Here is a 19,843-nt window from a genome sequence, read left to right as displayed (position 1 = left end):
GAAACACACATGTCCCATACCGCTTCCGCCGCACCGGACGGCGAGCCCCGCGAGCTCGAACGCGACCACATCACCGTGGTCGAGAAAGCTCCACTCAAGAAAGCCATCACGGGCGCCACCATGGGCAACCTCATGGAATGGTATGACTTCGGCATCTACGGCTACCTCGCCGCCACGATGACGAAGGTGTTCCAGCCCGAGGGTGGCGACGACTCGACGAAGATGATCATCACCTTCGCCGTGTTCGCCGTCAGCTTCCTCGCCCGCCCCTTCGGTGGCCTCGTCTTCGGCCCCCTCGGCGACAAGATCGGGCGTCAGAAGACGCTCGCCATCACGATGCTGGCCATGTCGATCGCGACGGGCGCCATCGGTCTGCTGCCGTCGTTCTCGACCGCCGGCTGGTGGGCGTTCGCCGGTCTCATCATCTGCCGCCTCATCCAGGGCTTCTCCACCGGCGGTGAGTACTCGGGCGCGACGACGTTCGTCTCCGAGTACTCCCCCGACAAGCGTCGCGGCTACTTCTCGAGCTTCCTCGACACCGGTTCCTACCTCGGTTTCGCGGTCGGCGCCGCCGTCGTCGCGCTGTTCAGCATCGGCCTCGGATCCGAGACGATGGACGACTGGGGCTGGCGCATCCCGTTCCTGCTCGCTCTGCCGTTCGGCCTGCTCGCCATGTACTTCCGCATGAAGATCGACGAGTCGCCGACGTTCGAGAACACGCAGGCCGCCAACGAGGCAGCCGAGAGCAACGACGCCATCGACGAGTCGCAGACGCAGCTCGGCCCGGTCGGCATCATCAAGCACCACTGGCGCCCGCTGCTCATCGCCATGGCGCTCGTCGGCGCGACGAACACCGCCGGCTACTCGCTCACGTCGTACATGCCCGGTTACCTCGAGAGCAACCACGGCTACACCACCCTGGGTGCCGCTGCAGCCACCATCCCGGCGCTCGTGGCGCTCTCCCTGGCCGTGCCCTTCGTCGGGCGCTTGTCGGACAAGATCGGCCGCAAGCCCGTCTACTGGATCGCGATCATCTCGACGCTGCTGTTCACCTACCCGGCCTACATGATGATGGAGAACCAGACGCTGGCCTTCGTCGCGATGTTCATGCTGGCCTTCTCGGTCTGCTTCTACGTCGCGATGTCGGCCTCGACGCTTCCCGCGCTGTTCCCGACGGCCTCACGCTTCGGCGGCATGGCGCTGTCGTACAACATCGCCGTCTCCCTGTTCGGCGGCACCGCGCCGATGATCAGCGAAGCGCTCGTCAAGTGGACCGGCAGCAAGAACGCACCGGCGCTCTACACGATGTTCTTCGCCGTGCTCGGCGGCATCGCATTGCTCGCGATGAAGGAGTCGGCGCGCAGACCGCTGCCGGGTTCGATGCCGACGGTCGCCTCCGACGAAGAGGCCCACGAACTCGTCGAGACGCAGCACGACAACCCCGACATCGTCCACGAGGACCTGCCGTTCGACGCGCACGACGCCGCGAACGCGGCAACCGCGGGGACCACTTCGGACACCGAGAAGCACTGACGTCCGCTGCCGCGAGCGCTGAGTCCACAACGCTCGCAGCCACGAAGGCCGCCACCCGATCGGGGTGGCGGCCTTCGCCGCCGTCTCGCCGCGACCACCGCTCGTTCAGTCGCCCTGGTTCGTGTGCTCGTGCAGCAGCTTGGTGACCTCGCGGCGCAGCACCTTGCCCATCGGGTTCGTCGGCAGTTCGTCGACGACGACGAAGCGACGCGGCGCCTTGTACGCCGTCAGCTTGCCCTTGACGTGGCGGCGCAGCGCCTCGGCGTCAGCATCGGTGTGGCCGTCGGCGAGCACGACGGCGGCGACGACGTCCTCACCGCCCGCGGTGGCGGGCAGCCCGACGACGGCGGCGTCGGCGATCGAGTCGTGTTCGCGCAGCACGCCTTCGACCTCGCTCGGGTAGACGTTGAAGCCACCCGTGACGATCATCTCCTTGATGCGGTCGACGACCGTGAGGTAGCCGCCCTCGCCCATCTCGACGACGTCGCCGGTGCGGAAGAAGCCGTCGTGGAACGCCTCCTGCGTCGCCTCGGGCTTCTTGTAATAGCCACCGAAGACCTGCGGACCCTTGACGAGCAGCTCGCCCGGGCCGGAATCCGGCGCGTCCTTCGTGACGTCCTCGGGATCGGCGAGGCGGATCTCGACGTCGGGGAACGGCACGCCGATCGAGCCGGCGCGACGATCGTCGGAGATGGGGTTGCCGACGACGACCGGGCTCGTCTCGGTGAGGCCGTAGCCCTCGATGAGGTGGCCGCCCGTCGCCTTCTCCCAGCGTTGCACGAGCGCGGACGGCAGCGACATCGCGCCCGACAGGCCGATGCGGATGCCCTCGAGGCTGACGTCGCGCTTCTCCGCCTCGTCGAGGATGCGGGCGTACAGCGGCGGCACGCCCGGAGCGAACGTCGGGGTGCGACGCTTCACGGCGTCGATGATGAGCGGCACCTCGGGGGCGGGCAGCATGAGCAGGCACGCGCCGAGGTTGATGCCCGCGAGGACGCCGATCGTCAGGCCGTAGGCGTGGAACATCGGGAGGACGACGAGGAACGTCTCCTCACCGTCACGCAGCTGCGCCCACGCCTTGCCCTGCAGGCAGTTGGCAGCGAGGTTCGCGTGCGTGAGCGGGACGCCCTTGGGGGTGCCGCTCGTGCCCGAGGTGTAGAGCATGATCGCCGGGTCACCGGCCGATGGCTTGGGGTGGTCGACGGGCAGCGTGCCGCGTGAGAGCAGGTCGTTCCAGCTCAGCAGGCCCTCGGGCGCCGGGCCGGTGAGCCGCTCGCGCGACTCGCGCGCCTTCTTCACCGGCAGGCGCAGCGCGAGACGCTTGACGAACGGCAGCTCCGCCGTCACGTCGATCGCGACGATGTGGCGGACGCCGTTCTCCTGCGCGAGGTCGACGAGCATCGGGCTGATCTTGTCCCATGCGATGACGACCTCGGCCTCGTGGTCCTCGAACGGCGCGCGCAGCTCACCGATCGTGTAGAGCGGGTTGTGCTGCACCGCGATCGCGCCGATGCGCATGATCGCCTGCGTGACGACGACGTTCTGCGGGCAGCCAGGCAGCAGGACGGCGACGCGGTCGCCCGCCGTGACACCGAGGTCCAACAGACCGGCCGCGGCGGCGTCGACCTGAGCCTTGAGCTGGTCGTAGGTCGTGACGCGCCCCATGAAGTCGATGGCCGGGCGATCGCCGAATCGCGCGACGGCGGAGTCGAACTGATCGACGAGCGTCGCCATGCCGTAATCGAGGCGCAGGGGCACACCGGGCGAGTAGGAGTTCGCCCACAGCGCGTTCGTCAGCATCGTCGTCATCCTCCATCGGCGCGTCGCGCCTCGTCACGGCTGGTCTCGTCACAGCACGAGGTGCCGAGCGGGATCGCCGGCACCGTCTTCGAGTGTATGCCCCGTCACGTCGAGCTTCTACACCCGTAGTACCCATCGGCGATTCCTGTCCCCTCCTGCGAACTACGTCCCCGGTCGCGATTCCTGTCCCCTGTGCGATTTTCGGTCACATTCGCGAATCCCGTCCCCACCTGCGGAACTGCGGCGCGGTGCAGGATGGGTGCCATGAACACCGTGACAGTCCATGAGGCCCCCTCCGTCGAGATCGTGCGTGGCGACATCACGACCGAGCAGGTCGACGCCGTCGTCAACGCCGCGAACTCGGGCCTGCTCGGCGGTGGCGGCGTGGACGGTGCCATCCATGCCGCAGCAGGGCCGCAGCTGCGCGAGGAGTGTCGCAAGCTGCGCGCGACACGGCTGACGGGCGGATTACCGACCGGCGAGGCCGTCATCACCGGCGCGGGGCGGATGCCCGCGCGCTACGTCATCCACACTGTCGGCCCGAATCGTCATGCGGGCCAGACGGATCCGGCTCTTCTAAGCTCCTGTTTCGCCGAGTCATTGCGGATCGCCGACGAGGCGGAATGCCGCTCCGTGGCCTTTCCCGCCATCAGCGCGGGCGTGTACGGCTGGGACGTCGAAGAGGTCGCGTGCATCGCTCTCGAGGTGGCGCGTTCCGCCCGATGTGCACATGTCCGGTTGATCCGTTTCGTGCTGTACGACGATCGCGCACTCGCCGCTTTCGAACGTGCTGCCGACCGAGCCTGACCGCATCCCGGCCAAGGCGAGTCGGATCTCTCTCGGGCAGACCAACGGCAGGGTGCGGGGAGCGTTCCTGCGGGCCGGTTGGGTGGCCACGTTCGATGGCTTGTCGGCGCCGCGTGGTTGGCTTCGACCATGGAGCTGAACGAGTGGAGTGGACGCATCGAGGGCATCTCGGCTGCGTACGGCGAGTACTTCGCTGTGGAGCGCACGCCGGAGTGGGTCCTGCTCGAGCTCACCGAGGAGGTCGGGGAGCTCACGCAGGCCTATCTCGCATCGAGCGGGCAGGGTCGAAACCGGGGCAAGAGCGACGACGAGCTGCGCCAGGACCTCGAGGGTGAGGTCGCCGACGCGTTCGCCATGATCCTGGTCTTCGCGCGGAGCGCGGGTATCGACATCGAATCAGCGCTGACGACGAAGTGGCTCCCGTGGGAGAAGTTCCACGCCGATCGAGCCGCAGGTCTGGCGCCCGAGCCACTCGCCCATCGGTGGCCCGAGCCGTCCGACGATGACCCGCAGGCGTCGTCATGACCGTCGCGAGTCCTCCCCTGCTGCGCGGTGACGGCGCGAGCGCGCAGAATCGTCGGTCAACCCGCCTCGCGACGCCGCTGGGCGACATGCTCGTCGCCGTGAGCGGTGACGGGGTGCTCGGCGCCTACTTCGACGGCCAGGCGCATCAGCCGGACGCGGCGTGGTTCGGCACCCGCGTCGAGCGGTCCGCCGATGCCCTCCTCGACGCCGCGGCGCAGCAGCTCACCGCCTGGTTCGCCGGGGAGCGGACCGATTTCGACCTTCCGCTCGCCCCGCTCGGCACCCCGTTCCAGCGCAGCGTCTGGGAGCTGTTGCTGCGGATCCCTCCCGGCGAGACGACGACGTACGGCGAGCTGTCGGCGTCGCTCTCACCCGACGGAGTCGCCACCCCTGGCCAGGCACAGGGCGTCGGGCAGGCCGTCGGTCACAACCCGATCAGCGTCATCGTGCCGTGCCACCGCGTCGTCGGCTCGGACGGTTCCCTCGTCGGCTTCGCCGGCGGCCTGGATCGCAAACGCTGGCTCCTCGCCCACGAGGAGAGCGAGACGACCCGTGAATCCCGTTTGTTCTGAACGGTTCTCGCGCCGCTCGGCTCGGTTGCGAAAAAAGTTCTCTCGCCGACCTCACACTTCGTCGTTCTCGGACGACTCCTGAGTGATGACACAGCAACCGCTCTTCCACGAGATCGTCGAACGCCATGGGCCGACGGTTCTGCGCGTGTGCGCCGCGACCCTGGGGCCCGGTGCGGACGCGGAGGACGCCTGGTCCGAGACGTTTCTCGCGGCTCTGCGGGGCTACCCGTTCGACGAGATCGAGGACGTCGAGGCATGGCTCGTGCGCGTGGCGCGGCACAAGAGCGTCGACATCGTGCGACGGAATCGCCGCGCCGCGCCACACCCCGAGCTCGTCCGCGATCTCGAGGCGGCCCACGACTCGACTCGATCGCGGCGCCTCGGCGCCGGAGCCGCCAAGGACGACGACGCCGGGCAGGCGCTTCAACGCCTCTTCGTCGACGACGTCCACCCGGGCGCCGATGTCGAGGCCTGGGACGGCGAGTTGTGGAGCCACGTGGGCGCTCTGAGCGAACGGCAACAGTTCGTCGTCGTGCACCGCTACGTGGGGCAGTGGACCTACCCGGAGATCGCCGACAAGCTCGGCTGCTCGACGGCGGCTGCCCGACGTTGCGGAGCCGACGCCATCGCCGCGCTGCGTCATCGACTCATCCCGACCCGAGAGGACACCTGATGACCAGCGACGACGTGTTCACCACGACCATCGACGCCTTCACCGACGCGTCATCGACCGAGGCGCTGACGAGTCGGCTGCTCGAACATGTGCGTCCGCGGGACGTCGACGTCGTGTGGACGACGCACGAGACGCTGCTCGGCCGGCTCCTGCTCGCCTTCCGCGACGACGCCGTCGTCCGCATCGCGTTCGAGTCGGAGGGCTTCGACGCCGTGCTCGACGACCTCGGTGAACGTCTCGGACGCCGCACGCTGCGCTCGGCCCAGCCCGCCGACACCCTGCGCCGCCAGCTCGACCTGTACTTCACCGGGGTGCGCGTGGAGTTCAGCGTGACGCCCGACCTGTCGTTGTCCACTGCCCCCTTCCGACGGGAGGTGCAGTCGAGCCTGCCCACGATTCCCTACGGCCGCACCATCAGCTACGCCGATCTCGCCTCCTCGACGGGACGCCCCCGCGCGGTTCGCGCCGTCGGCAGTGCCTGCGCGAGCAATCCGCTACCCATCGTCCTCCCCTGTCACCGGGTCGTGCGTAGCGACGGCTCCCTCGGCAACTACCTCGGCGGCGTCGAGGCGAAGCAGCGGTTGCTCGAGCTCGAGTCCGCCGCCGCGCCTTAGGCCCACCTAAGTCATGCAGCCGGCTCTCAGGGTTTACGCCGACGACATCTGCGCGACGTCTCGTGTCTGCCTCGACGCCCAAGGATCGACCCGCGTGGGCGCCCCCACCGTCCGCCCTGATCAGCTCCCGACTTTCCGCCCCGGCGAGGAGACCCCATGAGCCCCAAGCTGCTCCCCCTCATCAATACCCGCCACGGTTCGCGCAGCGCGAAGACGTGCGAGTACCGCTGCGCCAACCAGTGCGACGCGCCTACGCCGAACACCTCGGGCAACGAGGAATTCCAGACTCTCGCTCAGCGTGCCATCGCCCGTCGCGCGATGCTCACGGGCTCCGCGGGCGCCATGGTGCTCGCCGGTTTCGGCGCGCAGGCTGCTGCGGCGGACACTGCGCACGGCCACCACCCGCGACCCGAGCGCAACGTCGGGCGCGCCTCCTTCACCTCCGTCGCGCCGAACCGCAAGGATGACGTCGTCAACGCCGAAGGGTTCACGCACGACCTGATCATCCGTTGGGGCGACCCCGTCACCAAGCGCGCACCGCGTTTCGACGTCCACCACCAGACGCCCGAGGCACAGGCGCAGCAGTTCGGTTACAACAACGACTATGTCGGCATCATCCCGCTCGACGGTCGCCGCGCCCTGCTGAGCGTCAACCACGAGTACACCGACCCGGAACTGATGTTCCCGACCGGGACGGACGAGCTGCTCAAGAAGAAGATCGAGATGGCCGCGCACGGTCTGGCGGTCGTCGCCATCGAGAAGGGCCGGGCCAAGGGGTCATGGAAGGCCAGCGACCCGCGCCGCTCGCGCTACAACCGCCGCATCACGGCCAGCACGCCGCTGCGCGTCGACGGCCCCGCCGCTGGTCACGAGCTGCTGCGCACCAAGGCTGACCCCAAGGGCACGACGATCCTCGGCACCTTCGCCAACTGCTCCGGCGGTACCACGCCGTGGGGCACGACGCTGCACGGCGAGGAGAACTTCCACGGTTACTTCGACGCCTCCGGCGCGCTCGACCCCAAGCAGGCCGATGCCTACAAGCGGTACGGCATCACCGGCCAGGGCAAGGGGTGGAAGGACGTCGACGAGCGTTTCGACCTGACGAAGACCCCGAACGAGGCCAACCGCTTCGGTTGGATCGTCGAGCTCGACCCGCTCGACCCGTCAGCCCCGCCCGTCAAGCACACGATGCTCGGCCGTGTGAAGCACGAAGGCTGCAACGTCACGATCGCACGTGACGGCCGCGTCGTCGCCTACACCGGCGACGACGAGAAGGGCGAGTACATCTACAAGTTCGTCTCACGTGACCGCTACCAGCGCAGTGCCTCGCCCGCCGCACGCCGCCACAACAAGACACTGCTGTCCGCCGGCACGCTCTACGTCGCGAAGTTCACCGGTGACGGCGACGCCGACGGCGTCCACGACGGCACGGGCACGTGGATCCCGCTCACGAGCGAGAAGAAGTCGTACGTTCCGGGCATGAGCGTCGCGGAGGTGCTCGTCCACACGCGCCTGGCGGCCGACAAGGTCGGTCCGACGCGCATGGACCGCCCCGAGGACATCGAGCCGAACCCCGTCAACGGCAAGATCTACTGCGCGCTGACGAACAACTCCGACCGCGGCAAGAAGTTCACCACGGACGAGGCCAATCCCCTCGCCTCGTCGATGACGCGCAAGAAGCTGGGCGAGCCGCTCACGGCCACGTCCGGCAACCGCAACGGATACATCCTCGAGATCACCGAGGGCCGTGGCCGCTCCTGCGGCAAGGGGTACGAGACCTCGACCGACTTCACCTGGGATCTCATGCTCATCTGCGGTGACCCGGCCGCGCAGGAGACGTACTTCGCCGGCTTCCCGAAGGAGCACGTCAGCCCGATCAGCTGCCCCGACAACGTCGCCTTCGACGCCGTCGGCAACCTGTGGATCTCCACCGACGGCAACCAGCTCGGCTCCAACGACGGGCTCTTCCGCGTCCCGACGAACGGGCCGGAGCGCGGCCGCGTCCAGCAGTTCCTCACGGTGCCCTACGGCGCCGAGACCTGCGGGCCGCTCGTCAGCCCGGACCAGCTGTCCGTCTTCACGGCCGTGCAGCACCCGGGCGAGACCGACGACGCGACGTTCGAGAAGCCGACGAGCACGTGGCCGCACACGGACGCCTTCCCCCGCCCGTCGGTCATCGTCTCCTACGCGAAATGACGATGCTCGTCTGACCGAGCGTGAGCCGTGCGGTCAGACGAGCAGGCGCCGGCGGCTCACCCGCGCACCGGGTGAGCCGCCGGCGTCATGCGTCATGGCCTAGGCTCGGGTCGTGAGTTCGCCCGCCTTGCATCGTCGCGTCTCGATGGTCGCTCTCGTCGCCCTGGGCGGCGCAGCGGGGGCGGTGGCCCGCGCCGGTGTTGCGGCCGCGATGCATGCGCCGTGGGCGACGCTGACGGTCAACCTCGTCGGCGCGTGCATCCTCGGCGGGCTGCTCGAGTTCTTCACCCGCGCAGGCGACCGCTCGGCCTGGCGTCTGCTGCTCGGCACCGGGTTCTGCGGGGCCTTCACGACGTACAGCACGTTCGCGCGAGAGGTCGCCGAACGCTCCGCTGGGTCGGGAGTGGGCCTCGCCGCCGCGGAGGTCGCGCTCGGCCTCGCAGCCGCGGCGGCGGGGGCCGTCGTCACCGCCCGTTGGGCACCTCGGAGCAGCGCATGATGACGTGGCCGCTCATCGCCCTCGGCGGCGCTGTCGGAGCGGCCCTGCGCTTCGTCCTCGACGGGGAGATGAAGGCCCGCGGCCCACGCACGTGGCCCCACTCGACGTTCGCCGTCAACCTCCTCGGCTCGTTCGTGCTCGGCGTCCTCACCGCGCATCCTCGCCCAGGATGGTTGAGCGCCCTCGTCGTCACCGGTGTCTGCGGCGGCTTCACGACGTTCTCCACCGCGAGCGTCGAAACGCTCACCCTGCTGCGCGAACGGCGCGCGGCCACTGCTCTCGGGTACGCGGTGGGCAGCGTCGTCGCCTGCGTCGCCGTCATCCTGCTGGCTCACCGCTTCGTCTGACGGCCGGGCTCGAGCCGGCTGCCGAGCCGCGCGGCGCGCATCCGACACCGCGACCGGCTCGAACCGAAGCTCACTCAGCCCCGAGCGCTGCGGGGCGGCGCGGCAACGTCACGATCGCCGTCGTGCCGGCAGTGCTGGAGTCGAAGTGGATGCTCGCCTCCATCGACTCCGCGAGTGCCATCGTGATGGCGAGGCCCAGCCCACCGCGACGATCGGTGTCCGAACGCGCCGCCCCCTTGAAACGTCGCCCTGGTTCGGCGGCGACGGACGCGGGCAGCCCCGGCCCGTCGTCGGCAACCTCGACGACGACGCTGTCGCCGGCATCGCGCACGCTGAGCTGCACGCGCGTACCGGCGGGCGTGTGGCGTCGCGCGTTCGTCACCAGATTGACGATGACGCGGCGCACCCCGTTCTCGTCGCCCACGATCTCGCACGCCTCGTCCGGCGCGTCGAACGCCCACAGGTGCTGCGGCGCCATCAGTTTCGCGTCGGACAACGCCTCCAACGCGAGGAACGTGACGTCGACGCTCTCCTGTGCCGCGCGTTCGCCGGCGTCGAGGTGGGCGAGGAGCAACAGATCCTCGACGAGGCGCGCCATCCGGATGCTCTCGCGTTCGATGCGACGCAGCGATGGCGCCAGCTCGAGCTCGAGCGCGCGGACGTCACTCGCCGCCCTACGTCCGTGGTCAACGCCGCCATCCTGGCGCTCAACGCCCGAGAGGCCCCCGCCGGCAGAGTCGCCCGCCGCCTCGGATCGCTCGGCCTCCACGGCGCGCGCGAGCATCGACGCGGACAGCTCGGCATGCGATCGCACGACGGCCAGCGGCGTGCGCAGTTCATGGCTGACGTCGGCCAGCATGGTGCGCAGGGCGGCCTCGCTCTCGTCGCGGCGCGCGAGGGCCGCCTCGACCTGACGCAGCAGATCATTGATGGAATGTGTGAGCACCCCCACCTCGTCGGCGGCTCGTCGCGGTTCGGGCACACGGCGGCTGACGGCGTCCTCCACCGATTCCGCGGGTGTCTCGGCGATACTGCGCGCGGTGCGCGTGACGGCCTGCAGGGGCCGCACCTGACGTCGCGTCAGCCACACGCCGATGGCGCTCGCCACGATGCCCGCGGGCACCCACAGTGCCAGTTGCCACGCGGCGAGGCGGGCGAGGTCGCGCTGCGCGGGTTCCACGCTGACGGCGGCGAGCACCTCGGTGCCGGACTGCCTCAGCGTGGCGACGCGCATGTCGTCGCGTTCGGGCAGCTTGACGTCGCGCAGGCCGTCCGGGCGATCGAGCTCGGTTCGCAGCGCGGTGGCGTCCTCCGCCGCCACCACGCGGTCGGGGCCGTTGGTGCGCACGTCGAGCCGGTCGCCGCGTCGCACCATGACGATCGCCCCGGACGGTAGTTCTTCCGCCAGCTCCTGCGCCGACGTGTGCTCGTGGTTGACCGCAACGTGCAGGGTGTCGTCGATGCTCGCGTGGATGACGGCGCGTGACAGCAGGAACGAGGCGATGCAGCCGATGGCGGCGAGCACCATCGTCAGCGTCATGACGAGCACCGCGACGCGCGCGCTCAGCTTGCGTGGCCGCAGCCGTGCGAGGTTCATCCCGCGGCGGGTCGCAGCGTGTATCCGAGGCCCCTCGCTGTGTGGATGAGCGCCGGATGCGGCCCGTCGATCTTCTTGCGCAGGTAGCTGATGTAGAGCTCGACGACGTGCTCACCGCCCTGGAAATCCTCGCCCCACACCGCGGCGAGCAACTCCTGCTTCGAGCACACGCGACGCCCGTTCTGCGCCAGGTGCCGCGCGAGCGCGAACTCGGTGGCGGTCAGACGGATCGGTTCGCCGGCGCGCGACACCTCGTACGTCAGGGTGTTGATGACGAGGTCGTCGACGACGAGATGCTCGCCCTGCCCCTGCGCGACCATGCCGCTGCGGCGCATGAGCGCCTCGGCGCGGACGATGACCTCCTCGAGGCTGAACGGCTTCGTCAGGTAGTCGTCAGCGCCCTGCCGGATGCCACTCACCCTGTCCTCCAACGCATCCCGCGCCGTGAGGAAGATGACTCCCGCCTCGGGCAGGATCGAGCGGATGCGGGCGAGGACGTCGAAACCGTCCGTGTCCGGCAGCCCGATGTCGAGGACGACGACGTCCGGGCTCTCGCGCCGCGCGAGGGCGACGGCCTGCGAGCCGGTCGTCGCCGTCAGCACCTGCCAGCCCTGGAACGTGAACGCCGCCGACAGCGACGTGAGCAGGCCCTCCTCGTCGTCGACGATGAGGACGCGCGCTGCACGTCCGGTGACGTGACGAAAGGATGCCTCGCGGGTGTTCATGCTCCCACGATAGAAGCCGCCGAGACGCGCGAAACAGACCACAGTTCCATGAGAGGGAATTCTGAGGAAGGGGCGATAGTTTCATCTTCGTGCCCAGGAAGGTGCTCCCGTTCCCCCCTGGTGTGATGCGTCCTGGGCACCCCAGCGGCGGTGGAGGTCTCGACCTTCACCGCCGCTTTCTTCTCACCGCGGGCGCGTCGTCCACAGGCCGTGACGGCGGGAGCGCTCTTTCCGCTGCCGGAGCAGGCTGATCCACAGGGTGGCCGTGCTGACGTTGGCGCCGCTCATGGCCCGCCCGCCACGCTCGAGCCATGAGCGACGATCTGGCACCCGGCCCCCTGTTCGACACCCCCGCGCCTGACACCTCCGACGACGCCGCACCGACGCTCGTCGGCGCGTGGATGAGCCCCGGCCTCCTGACACATGACGGTGTCGTGCCGCATGACGAGCGCCTGCCGGGCGATTTCGGTGCGACCGGCCCCGGGGCGGACGATCCCGACGCGGGCGGCCCGGCGGAAACCGGCCTCGGGTCGGACGAGGCGCCGTCGGCCAGCCAGCCGTCCCCTGCTGACCCGACGGCCGGTGAGTCGGCCGCTCCCGAAGACGCGCCTGCTCCGGAGAACGAGCCAGCTCTCGAGGACGGTCTCGTTCCAGGGGACGATCTCGAGTCGTGCGCGGCGACCCTCGCAGTCGCCGTCGTGCTCGAGCGCGGCGCTCCGTCTGCATGGCGCGCCGTGCCGGTGCGTCAGGGCCTGAGCAGCGCCGTCATCGATGCGGTGATGACGCCCCGCGTCATGACGAGCACCGTCGACGCCGTCGTCGCCCGCCACGAGGCCGCGTTCGGGGCGGGCACCGCGTCGGAGCTGCTGCACGCGTTCGATCTCATGGGCGAGACGACGTGGCGGGAGGAGATCGGCACCGGCCACCGCACCCGCGCCAGTGTGGACGCACCCCACAAGAGCGCCGTCATCCGTCAGGCGGCGGCGCTCCTCGCGGGCCGAGGTATCGAGTCATGCGCCGACCTGGTGGCGGCCGCCCACGACGACGACCTCCGACGGGCCTGGTGCGCGCTGCCCGGCCAGTCGTCCGGCTCGACGTGGCGTCACCTGCTGCTCGCCGCAGGGTGCGACGACGTCATGTTGTGCCCCCTCACCCGATCCTTCGCGCGCCGCGCCACCGGCCACACCCTCACCGCCGACGAGCTCCACGCCGTCATCGTCTCCGCGGCCGTCCAGTTGGGCATCACGCCCGCCGCGATCGAGCACCAGATGTGGCGCGGCGCGCTCACGGCGAAGCGCCGCCGCCCCAGCGTGAGCGACGACGGCGCTGCGCGTGAGGGGGCCGATGAGCCCCCTGCTGTCGACGATCAGCTCTGACGGCGCAGACGCATCGCGATGCCCGCGCCGGCAGCCACCACGACGACAGCCAGGCCCGCGAGGCCTGTGACGGCGCGCTCGTTGCTCACGCCATCGGTGTCGACCTTCGGCCCCGTCGTCGTGCTCGGGGACGTGCCGTCGGAAGCGGAACCGGTCTCCGTCGCGCCGGTGGTGGAGCTCGTCGAACCGGCCGGCGGCGGCGTGGGCTCGGTCGTCGGCGTGGTCGGCTCGGTCGTCGGCGTCGTCGGTTCCGTCGTCGGCGTCGTGGGCTCGGTCGTCGGCGTCGTCGGCTCGGTCGTCGGCGTCGGGGTCGTCGTGGCGCCGGCCTCGAGCGTCACGGGGAAGCTGCCCGTCGTGCCGGATTCCTTGGCCCTCAGCGTGATCACGGCGTCGCCGGCGGCGAGGTCGCTCGGGGCGGTGAACGAGATCGTGGCCTCACCGTGGTTGGCCGGGTAGGGCGGGGTGGCGGCGCTCGTCGCGCTGATCGGGAACGTTCCGACCACGTGGCCACCGATCGAGACCTCGACCGAGGTGTTCGTCGGCGAGTTCTTGCTCGTCATGTCGAAGCCGGAGGCGGTGAACTCGACCTTCTCCCCGGCCTTGACGCTCGTCGGCTGGCCATGGATGGACAGCGACTGCTTGGCGTACGACGGCTTCACCGGGCTGTGCGCCTTGAGCCACTCGACGAACAGGCCCTGGTCGATGAGACCGGAGTCGGAGATCGGGCCACCCTCGTTGAGGGCGGTGAAGTTGTCGCCGCCGGCCATGAGGAAGGAGTTGGACGCGACGGTGTACTTCGCCGCCGGGTCGATGGGCTTGCCGCCCACCATGACGCTGGTGATGCGCGAGCCCGCGGGCTTGGTCTCGTCGAACGTGTACGTGACGTTGCTCGACAGGCCCATCTTGAGGAACGGGCGGGAGGCGCCGTCGGGCTGCCACTGCTGCTCGAGGAGCTTGACGAACGTCGCGCCCGAGATCTCACGCGTCGCGACCGTGTTGTTGAACGGCATGACGGCCGCGGCCTGCGCGAACGTCAGGTTGCCCGCGGCGTCGGGGACGAGGTCGGCGCGCACGCCGCCGGGGTTCATGATGCCGATCTCGACGCTGCCCGGGCGACCGGGCGCGTTGAGGGAGTCGACGTAGCTCTGCGCGATGGCGTTCGACAGGTTCGACTCGGCGAGACGGTCGTCGCGCGAGCCGTCGGGCTTGAGCGCCGAGGTGATCGGGCCCGTGGCCTGTGCGATGACCTGCTGACCGATCTGCGCGGCGCGGGCGTTCGCCGAGTCGACGATGGAGGCGGCAGCGGTGTAGGCGGGCAGCGACGCGCAGGCGTCCGTCGGCGCCGTGACCTTGCGGTTGACGACGGAGTACTGCTTCACCTTCCCCGAGGCCTTGTCGTAGCCGAGGTTGAGGATGCCCAGGTTGTGCGCGTAGAAGTCGGTCTGGATGATCGGGCGCGTGCCGTCGCCGTCAGGCACGGGAGCGTCCCAGTCGTACAGCTGGTGGGTATGGCCGGTGAAGATCGCAGAGACGTTCGCGCTCGTCTTCGTCACGATGTTCTTGAAGACGGGGCTCGCGGATTCCATCTGCTCCAGCGTCGCGCTGCCGCCCTCCGGCGCACCCTCGTGGTACTCGGCGACGACGACGTCGGCCTCACCGTTCGACGGGTCGCCGTCCTTCAGCTTCGCCGCGACACGGTTGACGGCGGCCACGGGGTCACCGAAGTCGATGCTCGCGATGCCGTCGGCGCCGACCATGTTCTTCGTGTCCGTCGTGACGGCACCGACGACGGCGACCTTGACGCCGTTGACGTCGAGCACCTTGTACTCGGGCAGCGCGGGCGTCGTCGTGCCCTTCTCGTAGACGTTGGCACCGAGGTAGGTCCACTGCGCGCGCGACTGGACGTGACCGGTCAGGTCGTCGAAGCCCTTGTCGAACTCGTGGTTGCCGACGGAGGAGACCTGCAGCTTCAGGGCGTTGAGGTAGTCGATCGACGGGTTGTCGTCCTGCGAGGCCGACTCGAACGGCGAACCGCCGACGTTGTCACCGGCCGAGATGAACGCCGAACCCGGGAACTCCTGCTCGGCCGAGGCGACGGTGCAGGCGAAGTCCTTCGTGAAGTGGCCGTGGAAATCGTTGGTGCCGAGCAGCGTGACGGGCGTGAGGTCGGCGTCGAGCGCGGGAACGACGGTGGCGGCGTTCGCGGCAGGCGTCAGGGCACCGGCGAAGGCGAGTGCGAGCACACCGGAGAGGGCACAGGTGCGCGCGATGCGGTTGGTCATGAGGTTCCTCGAGGTTCGAAGTGTTCGGCGGACGCTCGGCCTGGGGCACGTCGCCGCGGGGAAGGACAGCGCCTCATTGTGCGCAGGCTGGCCGCCCCCTGGGTGCCCCCAGCGCCCCCTGCGCGTGATGTTCACCAAGTGTTCGCCTGACGTCGTCGACCACGGGCGAAACCGCGGCGGCGGCCGTCCACCTCACCCGCCCCGCCAGGCGGAATAGTTGAAATGTAAACTAGGTTGAACCAGGCAACCGATCGCCAGGAGGATCACATGCCCGCCGTCACCGCAGACACGCTCACGCTGCCGCGCCTCGCCGCACCCGCGGCCACGGCCCGCGAGCGCCGCGTCACCCGTCACGTGGCCGGCCCGAAGGGGTACGAGGGCGAGGGTTTCCCGGTCACGCGCGCCTTCGCCGGCATACCCCACGACGAGCTCGACCCCTTCGTCCACATGGACGAGATGGGCGCCGTCAACTACGCCCCGGGCGAGCCGAAGGGCACCGACTGGCACCCGCATCGCGGTTTCGAGACCGTCACCTATATCATGGACGGGCGCTTCCAGCACCAAGATTCGCACGGGGGTGGCGGCATGATCGAGAACGGCGCCACCCAGTGGATGACGGCCGGTTCGGGCGTGCTGCACATCGAGACGCCCCCGGCCGAGCTCGTCGTCTCGGGCGGTTTCTTCCACGGCATCCAGCTGTGGGTCAACCTGCCGGCCGCGCAGAAGTTCGCCGACCCGCGATACCAGAACATCGACGGCACGGACTCCGAGCTCGTGACGACGCACGACGGTGCCGCGCTCATCCGCATCATCGCCGGCTCCATCGGCGGCTTCCGCGGCCCGGGCAGCACGCACACGCCGATCACGATGGCACACGCGACGATCCCTGCCGGCGTGCGCGCCGACATCCCGTGGGAGGCGTCCTACAACGGCCTCGTGTTCGTCCTGTCCGGTTCGGGCACCATCGGCAGCACGCCCGCTGACGGTTCGTCGCCCCGGCCCATCTCGGCGGGTCAGACGATCGTCACGAGCGCCGGTGACCTCATGACGCTGACCGCCGACGCCCGCCAGGACGTCGAGACCCCGTCGCTCGAGGTGCTGCTGCTCGGCGGTCGCCCCATCAAGGAACCCGTCGTGCAGTACGGTCCCTTCGTCATGAACACGAAGGCGGAGGTCATGGCGGCGTTCGAGGACTTCCGCTCAGGACGCCTCGGCCGCGTCCCCGCGGACGCCCTGCGCCCCTACCGCGCGACGGAGGCCGAACTGCGCGACGCCGTGGCCGCCATGCCGCACGGGGGCACCATCACGACCCCCTGACCACCGCGCCGCCGTCCCCAACTGCGATTTTCGTCCCCATCGGCGATTTTCGTCCACCTTCGAGGCCGGCTCGTCGCCCACGACGGGCCGGCCGGCGTCGTCACCCAACGGGCAGAGCGGGCATCTGCATGACGAACCACACCGCGAAGCCGACGGCCAGTGCGAGGGTGACGATGGCGACGACGGCCGTGACCGCGGGCGCCGTCCGAGGGCGTGGGCGCTGACCGCGCGGAGCTGCGATGACCTTCGGCAGCCGCCACACGTAGGCGAGGACGTGCGTCGCGGCGCAGATGATCCACCCCTAGAACGACGCCTCGTGCAGTGTCAGCCAGATCGTGTCCGGTTCGTACAGCGTCACGATGCCGGTGCCGATGACGCTCGCAGTGAGCACCACGAGCAGCGGCGCAAGCAGTCGCAGGACGATGAACGGTGGCCCTGACGCGACGTAGCGGCCGTCGCGCGTGTAGTAACGCACGAGCCGGTAGCCGGTGGAGGTCAGCTTGACGAGGACGACGACGCCCGCGGCGATGCCCAGCCCCGCATGCCACTCGATGAGCCCCTCGACGTCGAGCAAGGTGACGCCGACGGCGCTCAGGATGAGGACGAGCGAGGCCCCGAGCGTTGCGGTCAGGCGTGAGTTGGCGACGACGCCGTCGTCCGCGGCGGGCTTGTCGACGCTTTCGGGGCGGAACAGCTCGGCGGGGAAGAGCACCTCGTCGAGCGGTTCGGGCAGGCGATTCATGCGCCGATCATGCGGCCGCGCAGCGAGATGCGCCAACCAGTGCAGGCAAACCTGAGCTCGCCACCTCGTGCTCACTCCGGCGACACAGAACCCGCCCCGCGAAGCTGCCTGCCCGTTATCCACGCCCGCGGGGTCGATATCCACCGCGAGGCCATCGCGAAGCTGCGATGCTGAGGGGACGAGAACGGCGCTGACGCGCCCCGAGACCGAACCCGAGTTCAAGGAGAGATGACGATGACGCACGGTGAGCGGGCATGAAACTGCGTCCTCTGCGCCACCGTTCGGCAGGCCGCGCAATCACCTCACTTCCCGGCGCGGCCACGCGCCCTGCAATCGCTCGCCTCGCGACGACGCGCCCCTCGGCCGCGGCATACGTCGTCGTCGCTGCGACGACCAGCCTCGGGGCTCTGTTGCCCGACGATCGCCTCCACGCCGTCACCAAGCATCTCGTCGCACCGCTCGCCGCGCTCGACGTCGCGACTCGCCCGGGGGCGTGGACCCCGCGTCGCCGTCCTACGACCGGCACGCTGCTCGTCGCCCTCACCGGCTCGGCCATCGGCGACCACCTCATGCTCGCCGAGTCGCGCAGCGAGGGCGCGGCGGCTCGCCGTCATCTGCGTCGCGGCGCGGCCGCATTCGGTGTGCAGCAGCTCGGCCTGCTCACCGTCATGCGCACGCGCGGCCAGCGCTTCACGCCGCGCACGATCGCAGTCGGCGTGACGACGCTCGCCGCGCTCGCCGTGGTCGATCACGTTGCCGCCCGGCGCGATTCCGTCTCGTCGATCGTGCCGGACGACAGCGCTCCGAGCGCCGCTCACAACCCGGACGCCGCCAGGGTTCAGCCGCGCGCCCCCGAGCCGCGCACGCCCGACGCGCCATCGTCCGCACTGCCCGACCCTGTCGTCGCGACCTACGGGGCGCTCCTCGTCGCCATGGCCATGCTCGCCCAGGACGACGCCCGTACCGCCCGTGGCGGGGCCCTCTTCCTCGCGAGCGACGCCCTCATCGTCACCCGACAACTGCTGCCGCACAGCAGGCTGCGGCGCGTCGCCGACACCGCCGTCGTGGCGACGTACACCGCGGCGCTCGCGATGCTCGTCGACGCGTTGGCCGCCGACGACATCACTCCCGCGCGATGTCACCGCGGGTGATAATGCAGGCATGGCTCTGCAGATCGACTACTTCGCCGCCGCGTCCGACGAGGAGGCCGCGGCGCTCGTCAACCTCGAGACGGGCGTGCGCTCGATCCCGTTCGACGACGAATCCGACGCTCCGGCAGTCGAATACGACGTCGTCCCCTCCCAGGTCGTCGATCCGGGCCTCGCGTTCGGCTACCTCAACGAGCTGTTGACGGGCGTGCCCGTCGAGGAGTTCGTGACGAACGGCTGGCCCGCGCTCGTCGCGACGAGTGACGACGAGCAGAAGTTCGTCCTGCAGGTCGACCCGGGATTCGTCGCGCTCATGTCGACGCGCGAGGGGCCGTTCGACGACCTCGCCGCCCAATGGGCCGCCGTCGAAGCACCCGAGGACGCCGACGAGTGGGAAGCCGGCCCACGTGAACTCGGCGAGTTCCTGGCCCAGTTCGTCGCGCTCGCGCTGACGGCCGGCGACGAGGGCAAGCACGTCTACTGCTGGCTGTGGCCCTGACGGGTCTGGGTGCTCGCCGGCCCGGCGCCGCAGGAGACGCCCGCCGGATGGCAGGTCACTCACACGTAGGCGCGCAACTGCGTGCCTGCCTGTTCGTCAGTCGCCATCCTGCATCACGCGAGGCCACCGCAGCGTGTCATGCGAGGTCGCCACGCCGCATCACGCGCAGCGATCACCTCGCAAGATCCTCCCGCGACAGCGCACGGTAGGCGTGCCAGGCCGGTTCCTCGTACGGGTGCGCGGCGAGCATGGCGTCGAGCGCCCGCACGGCGTCGCGCCGCGGGCACACGACTTCGATGCGCTGCTCCTGCACGACCTCGGGGCGCCCTACGGCGCCGATGTGCGGCTGCGCGCCGGCGAGCGGTTCGAAGCGCCCTTCGCCGGTGACGCTGAACGAGCACGCGCGGTAGTCGCCGATCGCACCCGCCCCGGCCCGCGCCGCAGCGTCACGCACCGCGTCGACGTGGCTGACAGGGGCGAACACGACGATGACGACGAGGTCGTCGCGGCCGCCCGCACCCCCGTCACCGGCGCCGAGGTACTGGCCCCCACGCCGGACGGCGCGCGCCCAGCGCGTCTCATGCACCGTCG

The 19,843-nt window shown here is 69.9% G+C and carries 19 protein-coding genes; 13 read left to right on the top strand and 6 right to left on the bottom strand.

The window, feature by feature from the left end; translation table 11 throughout:
- Positions 1-9: 9 nt before the first annotated feature.
- Entirely contained in the window at positions 10-1,533 is a 1,524-nt protein-coding gene (locus EDC82_RS02585) for an MFS transporter (RefSeq protein WP_131940524.1), read from the top strand.
- Between the two features lie 105 nt (positions 1,534-1,638).
- Here the strand turns inward: EDC82_RS02585 and EDC82_RS02580 are convergent, their stop codons facing one another.
- Positions 1,639-3,333 (bottom strand): long-chain-fatty-acid--CoA ligase, encoded by a 1,695-nt coding sequence (locus EDC82_RS02580; RefSeq protein ID WP_081873786.1) that lies wholly within the window; start codon positions 3,331-3,333, stop codon positions 1,639-1,641.
- Between the two features lie 264 nt (positions 3,334-3,597).
- Here EDC82_RS02580 and EDC82_RS02575 point away from each other — a divergent pair, with 264 nt between their 5' ends.
- The 8 genes from EDC82_RS02575 to crcB all read left to right on the top strand — a co-directional run bounded on the left by EDC82_RS02575 (position 3,598) and on the right by crcB (position 9,566).
- Positions 3,598-4,140, top strand: coding sequence for an O-acetyl-ADP-ribose deacetylase (locus tag EDC82_RS02575; RefSeq protein ID WP_006945675.1), 543 nt, complete (start codon positions 3,598-3,600; stop codon positions 4,138-4,140).
- Between the two features lie 129 nt (positions 4,141-4,269).
- The gene (locus EDC82_RS02570; RefSeq protein WP_131940522.1) at positions 4,270-4,665 is read left to right on the top strand and encodes a MazG nucleotide pyrophosphohydrolase domain-containing protein; all 396 of its coding nucleotides are present in this window, start codon (positions 4,270-4,272) and stop codon (positions 4,663-4,665) included.
- Positions 4,662-5,237 carry a methylated-DNA--[protein]-cysteine S-methyltransferase gene (locus tag EDC82_RS02565; protein WP_131940520.1) on the top strand — a complete coding sequence of 192 codons (576 nt, stop codon included), beginning with the start codon at positions 4,662-4,664 and terminating at the stop codon, positions 5,235-5,237. Before EDC82_RS02570 ends, EDC82_RS02565 begins: the two co-directional genes overlap by 4 nt.
- An 85-nt stretch (positions 5,238-5,322) precedes the next feature.
- Positions 5,323-5,910, top strand: coding sequence for an RNA polymerase sigma factor (locus EDC82_RS02560; protein ID WP_131941983.1), 588 nt, complete (start codon positions 5,323-5,325; stop codon positions 5,908-5,910).
- Positions 5,910-6,524, top strand: a complete 615-nt coding sequence (locus EDC82_RS02555; protein ID WP_006945660.1) for a methylated-DNA--[protein]-cysteine S-methyltransferase — start codon at positions 5,910-5,912, stop codon at positions 6,522-6,524. Before EDC82_RS02560 ends, EDC82_RS02555 begins: the two co-directional genes overlap by 1 nt.
- A gap of 156 nt (positions 6,525-6,680) precedes the next feature.
- A complete protein-coding gene (locus EDC82_RS02550) occupies positions 6,681-8,720 on the top strand; it encodes a PhoX family phosphatase (protein ID WP_131940518.1) in 2,040 nt (679 codons plus the stop codon).
- Between the two features lie 112 nt (positions 8,721-8,832).
- On the top strand, positions 8,833-9,219 hold the full coding sequence (locus EDC82_RS02545) for a CrcB family protein (protein ID WP_235006087.1): 387 nt from the start codon (positions 8,833-8,835) through the stop codon (positions 9,217-9,219).
- Complete coding sequence (crcB, locus tag EDC82_RS02540; protein ID WP_131940516.1) at positions 9,219-9,566, top strand: fluoride efflux transporter CrcB; 348 nt, start codon at positions 9,219-9,221, stop codon at positions 9,564-9,566. Before EDC82_RS02545 ends, crcB begins: the two co-directional genes overlap by 1 nt.
- Before the next feature lie 70 nt (positions 9,567-9,636).
- Here crcB and EDC82_RS02535 read toward each other — a convergent pair whose 3' ends face one another.
- Together EDC82_RS02535 and EDC82_RS02530 are read right to left on the bottom strand one after the other, a co-directional pair.
- The gene (locus EDC82_RS02535) at positions 9,637-11,163 is read right to left on the bottom strand and encodes a HAMP domain-containing sensor histidine kinase (RefSeq protein WP_131940514.1); all 1,527 of its coding nucleotides are present in this window, start codon (positions 11,161-11,163) and stop codon (positions 9,637-9,639) included.
- Positions 11,160-11,888, bottom strand: a complete 729-nt coding sequence (locus EDC82_RS02530) for a response regulator transcription factor (protein ID WP_131940512.1) — start codon at positions 11,886-11,888, stop codon at positions 11,160-11,162. Before EDC82_RS02530 ends, EDC82_RS02535 begins: the two co-directional genes overlap by 4 nt.
- A 311-nt stretch (positions 11,889-12,199) precedes the next feature.
- Between EDC82_RS02530 and EDC82_RS02525 the strand changes: the two genes are divergently transcribed.
- Entirely contained in the window at positions 12,200-13,264 is a 1,065-nt protein-coding gene (locus EDC82_RS02525; RefSeq protein ID WP_131940510.1) for a hypothetical protein, read from the top strand.
- Here the strand turns inward: EDC82_RS02525 and EDC82_RS02520 are convergent.
- A complete protein-coding gene (locus EDC82_RS02520) occupies positions 13,255-15,546 on the bottom strand; it encodes a bifunctional UDP-sugar hydrolase/5'-nucleotidase (RefSeq protein ID WP_131940508.1) in 2,292 nt (763 codons plus the stop codon). The genes EDC82_RS02525 and EDC82_RS02520 overlap by 10 nt on opposite strands.
- A 267-nt stretch (positions 15,547-15,813) precedes the next feature.
- Between EDC82_RS02520 and EDC82_RS02515 the strand changes: the two genes are divergently transcribed.
- Entirely contained in the window at positions 15,814-16,863 is a 1,050-nt protein-coding gene (locus EDC82_RS02515; RefSeq protein ID WP_006945690.1) for a pirin family protein, read from the top strand.
- Positions 16,864-17,164: 301 nt separating this feature from the next.
- Here EDC82_RS02515 and EDC82_RS02510 read toward each other — a convergent pair whose 3' ends face one another.
- The gene (locus EDC82_RS02510; protein ID WP_006945714.1) at positions 17,165-17,605 is read right to left on the bottom strand and encodes a hypothetical protein; all 441 of its coding nucleotides are present in this window, start codon (positions 17,603-17,605) and stop codon (positions 17,165-17,167) included.
- 254 nt (positions 17,606-17,859) lie between these two features.
- Here EDC82_RS02510 and EDC82_RS02505 point away from each other — a divergent pair, with 254 nt between their 5' ends.
- Both EDC82_RS02505 and EDC82_RS02500 read left to right on the top strand, forming a co-directional pair.
- On the top strand, positions 17,860-18,756 hold the full coding sequence (locus EDC82_RS02505; protein ID WP_006945680.1) for a lysoplasmalogenase family protein: 897 nt from the start codon (positions 17,860-17,862) through the stop codon (positions 18,754-18,756).
- A 10-nt stretch (positions 18,757-18,766) separates the two neighbouring features.
- Positions 18,767-19,252 carry a hypothetical protein gene (locus EDC82_RS02500; protein ID WP_131940506.1) on the top strand — a complete coding sequence of 162 codons (486 nt, stop codon included), beginning with the start codon at positions 18,767-18,769 and terminating at the stop codon, positions 19,250-19,252.
- A 172-nt stretch (positions 19,253-19,424) separates the two neighbouring features.
- Here the strand turns inward: EDC82_RS02500 and EDC82_RS02495 are convergent, their stop codons facing one another.
- Positions 19,425-19,838 (bottom strand): hypothetical protein, encoded by a 414-nt coding sequence (locus EDC82_RS02495; RefSeq protein WP_006945701.1) that lies wholly within the window; start codon positions 19,836-19,838, stop codon positions 19,425-19,427.
- Positions 19,839-19,843: the final 5 nt, after the last annotated feature.

This window comes from Dermacoccus sp. SAI-028 (assembly GCF_004346775.1).
In the GTDB taxonomy this organism is placed as follows: Bacteria; Actinomycetota; Actinomycetes; order Actinomycetales; family Dermatophilaceae; genus Dermacoccus; species Dermacoccus nishinomiyaensis.
The sequence above is the reverse complement of the archived record's forward strand: the minus strand, read 5'-3'. Positions and strand labels throughout refer to the sequence as shown.

Bases quoted from the DNA above. Each gene is read 5' to 3' on its own strand.
- EDC82_RS02570 (WP_131940522.1), top strand. From the start codon at position 4,270: ATGGAGCTGAACGAGTGGAGTGGACGCATCGAGGGCATCTCGGCTGCG.
- EDC82_RS02555 (WP_006945660.1), top strand. From the start codon at position 5,910: ATGACCAGCGACGACGTGTTCACCACGACCATCGACGCCTTCACCGAC.
- EDC82_RS02525 (WP_131940510.1), top strand. From the start codon at position 12,200: ATGAGCGACGATCTGGCACCCGGCCCCCTGTTCGACACCCCCGCGCCT.
- EDC82_RS02550 (WP_131940518.1), top strand. From the start codon at position 6,681: ATGAGCCCCAAGCTGCTCCCCCTCATCAATACCCGCCACGGTTCGCGC.
- EDC82_RS02520 (WP_131940508.1), bottom strand. From the start codon at position 15,546: ATGACCAACCGCATCGCGCGCACCTGTGCCCTCTCCGGTGTGCTCGCA.
- EDC82_RS02560 (WP_131941983.1), top strand. From the start codon at position 5,323: ATGACACAGCAACCGCTCTTCCACGAGATCGTCGAACGCCATGGGCCG.
- EDC82_RS02500 (WP_131940506.1), top strand. From the start codon at position 18,767: ATGGCTCTGCAGATCGACTACTTCGCCGCCGCGTCCGACGAGGAGGCC.
- EDC82_RS02575 (WP_006945675.1), top strand. From the start codon at position 3,598: ATGAACACCGTGACAGTCCATGAGGCCCCCTCCGTCGAGATCGTGCGT.
- EDC82_RS02515 (WP_006945690.1), top strand. From the start codon at position 15,814: ATGCCCGCCGTCACCGCAGACACGCTCACGCTGCCGCGCCTCGCCGCA.
- EDC82_RS02565 (WP_131940520.1), top strand. From the start codon at position 4,662: ATGACCGTCGCGAGTCCTCCCCTGCTGCGCGGTGACGGCGCGAGCGCG.
- EDC82_RS02505 (WP_006945680.1), top strand. From the start codon at position 17,860: ATGAAACTGCGTCCTCTGCGCCACCGTTCGGCAGGCCGCGCAATCACC.
- EDC82_RS02535 (WP_131940514.1), bottom strand. From the start codon at position 11,163: ATGAACCTCGCACGGCTGCGGCCACGCAAGCTGAGCGCGCGCGTCGCG.
- EDC82_RS02585 (WP_131940524.1), top strand. From the start codon at position 10: ATGTCCCATACCGCTTCCGCCGCACCGGACGGCGAGCCCCGCGAGCTC.
- EDC82_RS02510 (WP_006945714.1), bottom strand. From the start codon at position 17,605: ATGAATCGCCTGCCCGAACCGCTCGACGAGGTGCTCTTCCCCGCCGAG.
- EDC82_RS02580 (WP_081873786.1), bottom strand. From the start codon at position 3,333: ATGCTGACGAACGCGCTGTGGGCGAACTCCTACTCGCCCGGTGTGCCC.
- crcB (WP_131940516.1), top strand. From the start codon at position 9,219: ATGACGTGGCCGCTCATCGCCCTCGGCGGCGCTGTCGGAGCGGCCCTG.
- EDC82_RS02530 (WP_131940512.1), bottom strand. From the start codon at position 11,888: ATGAACACCCGCGAGGCATCCTTTCGTCACGTCACCGGACGTGCAGCG.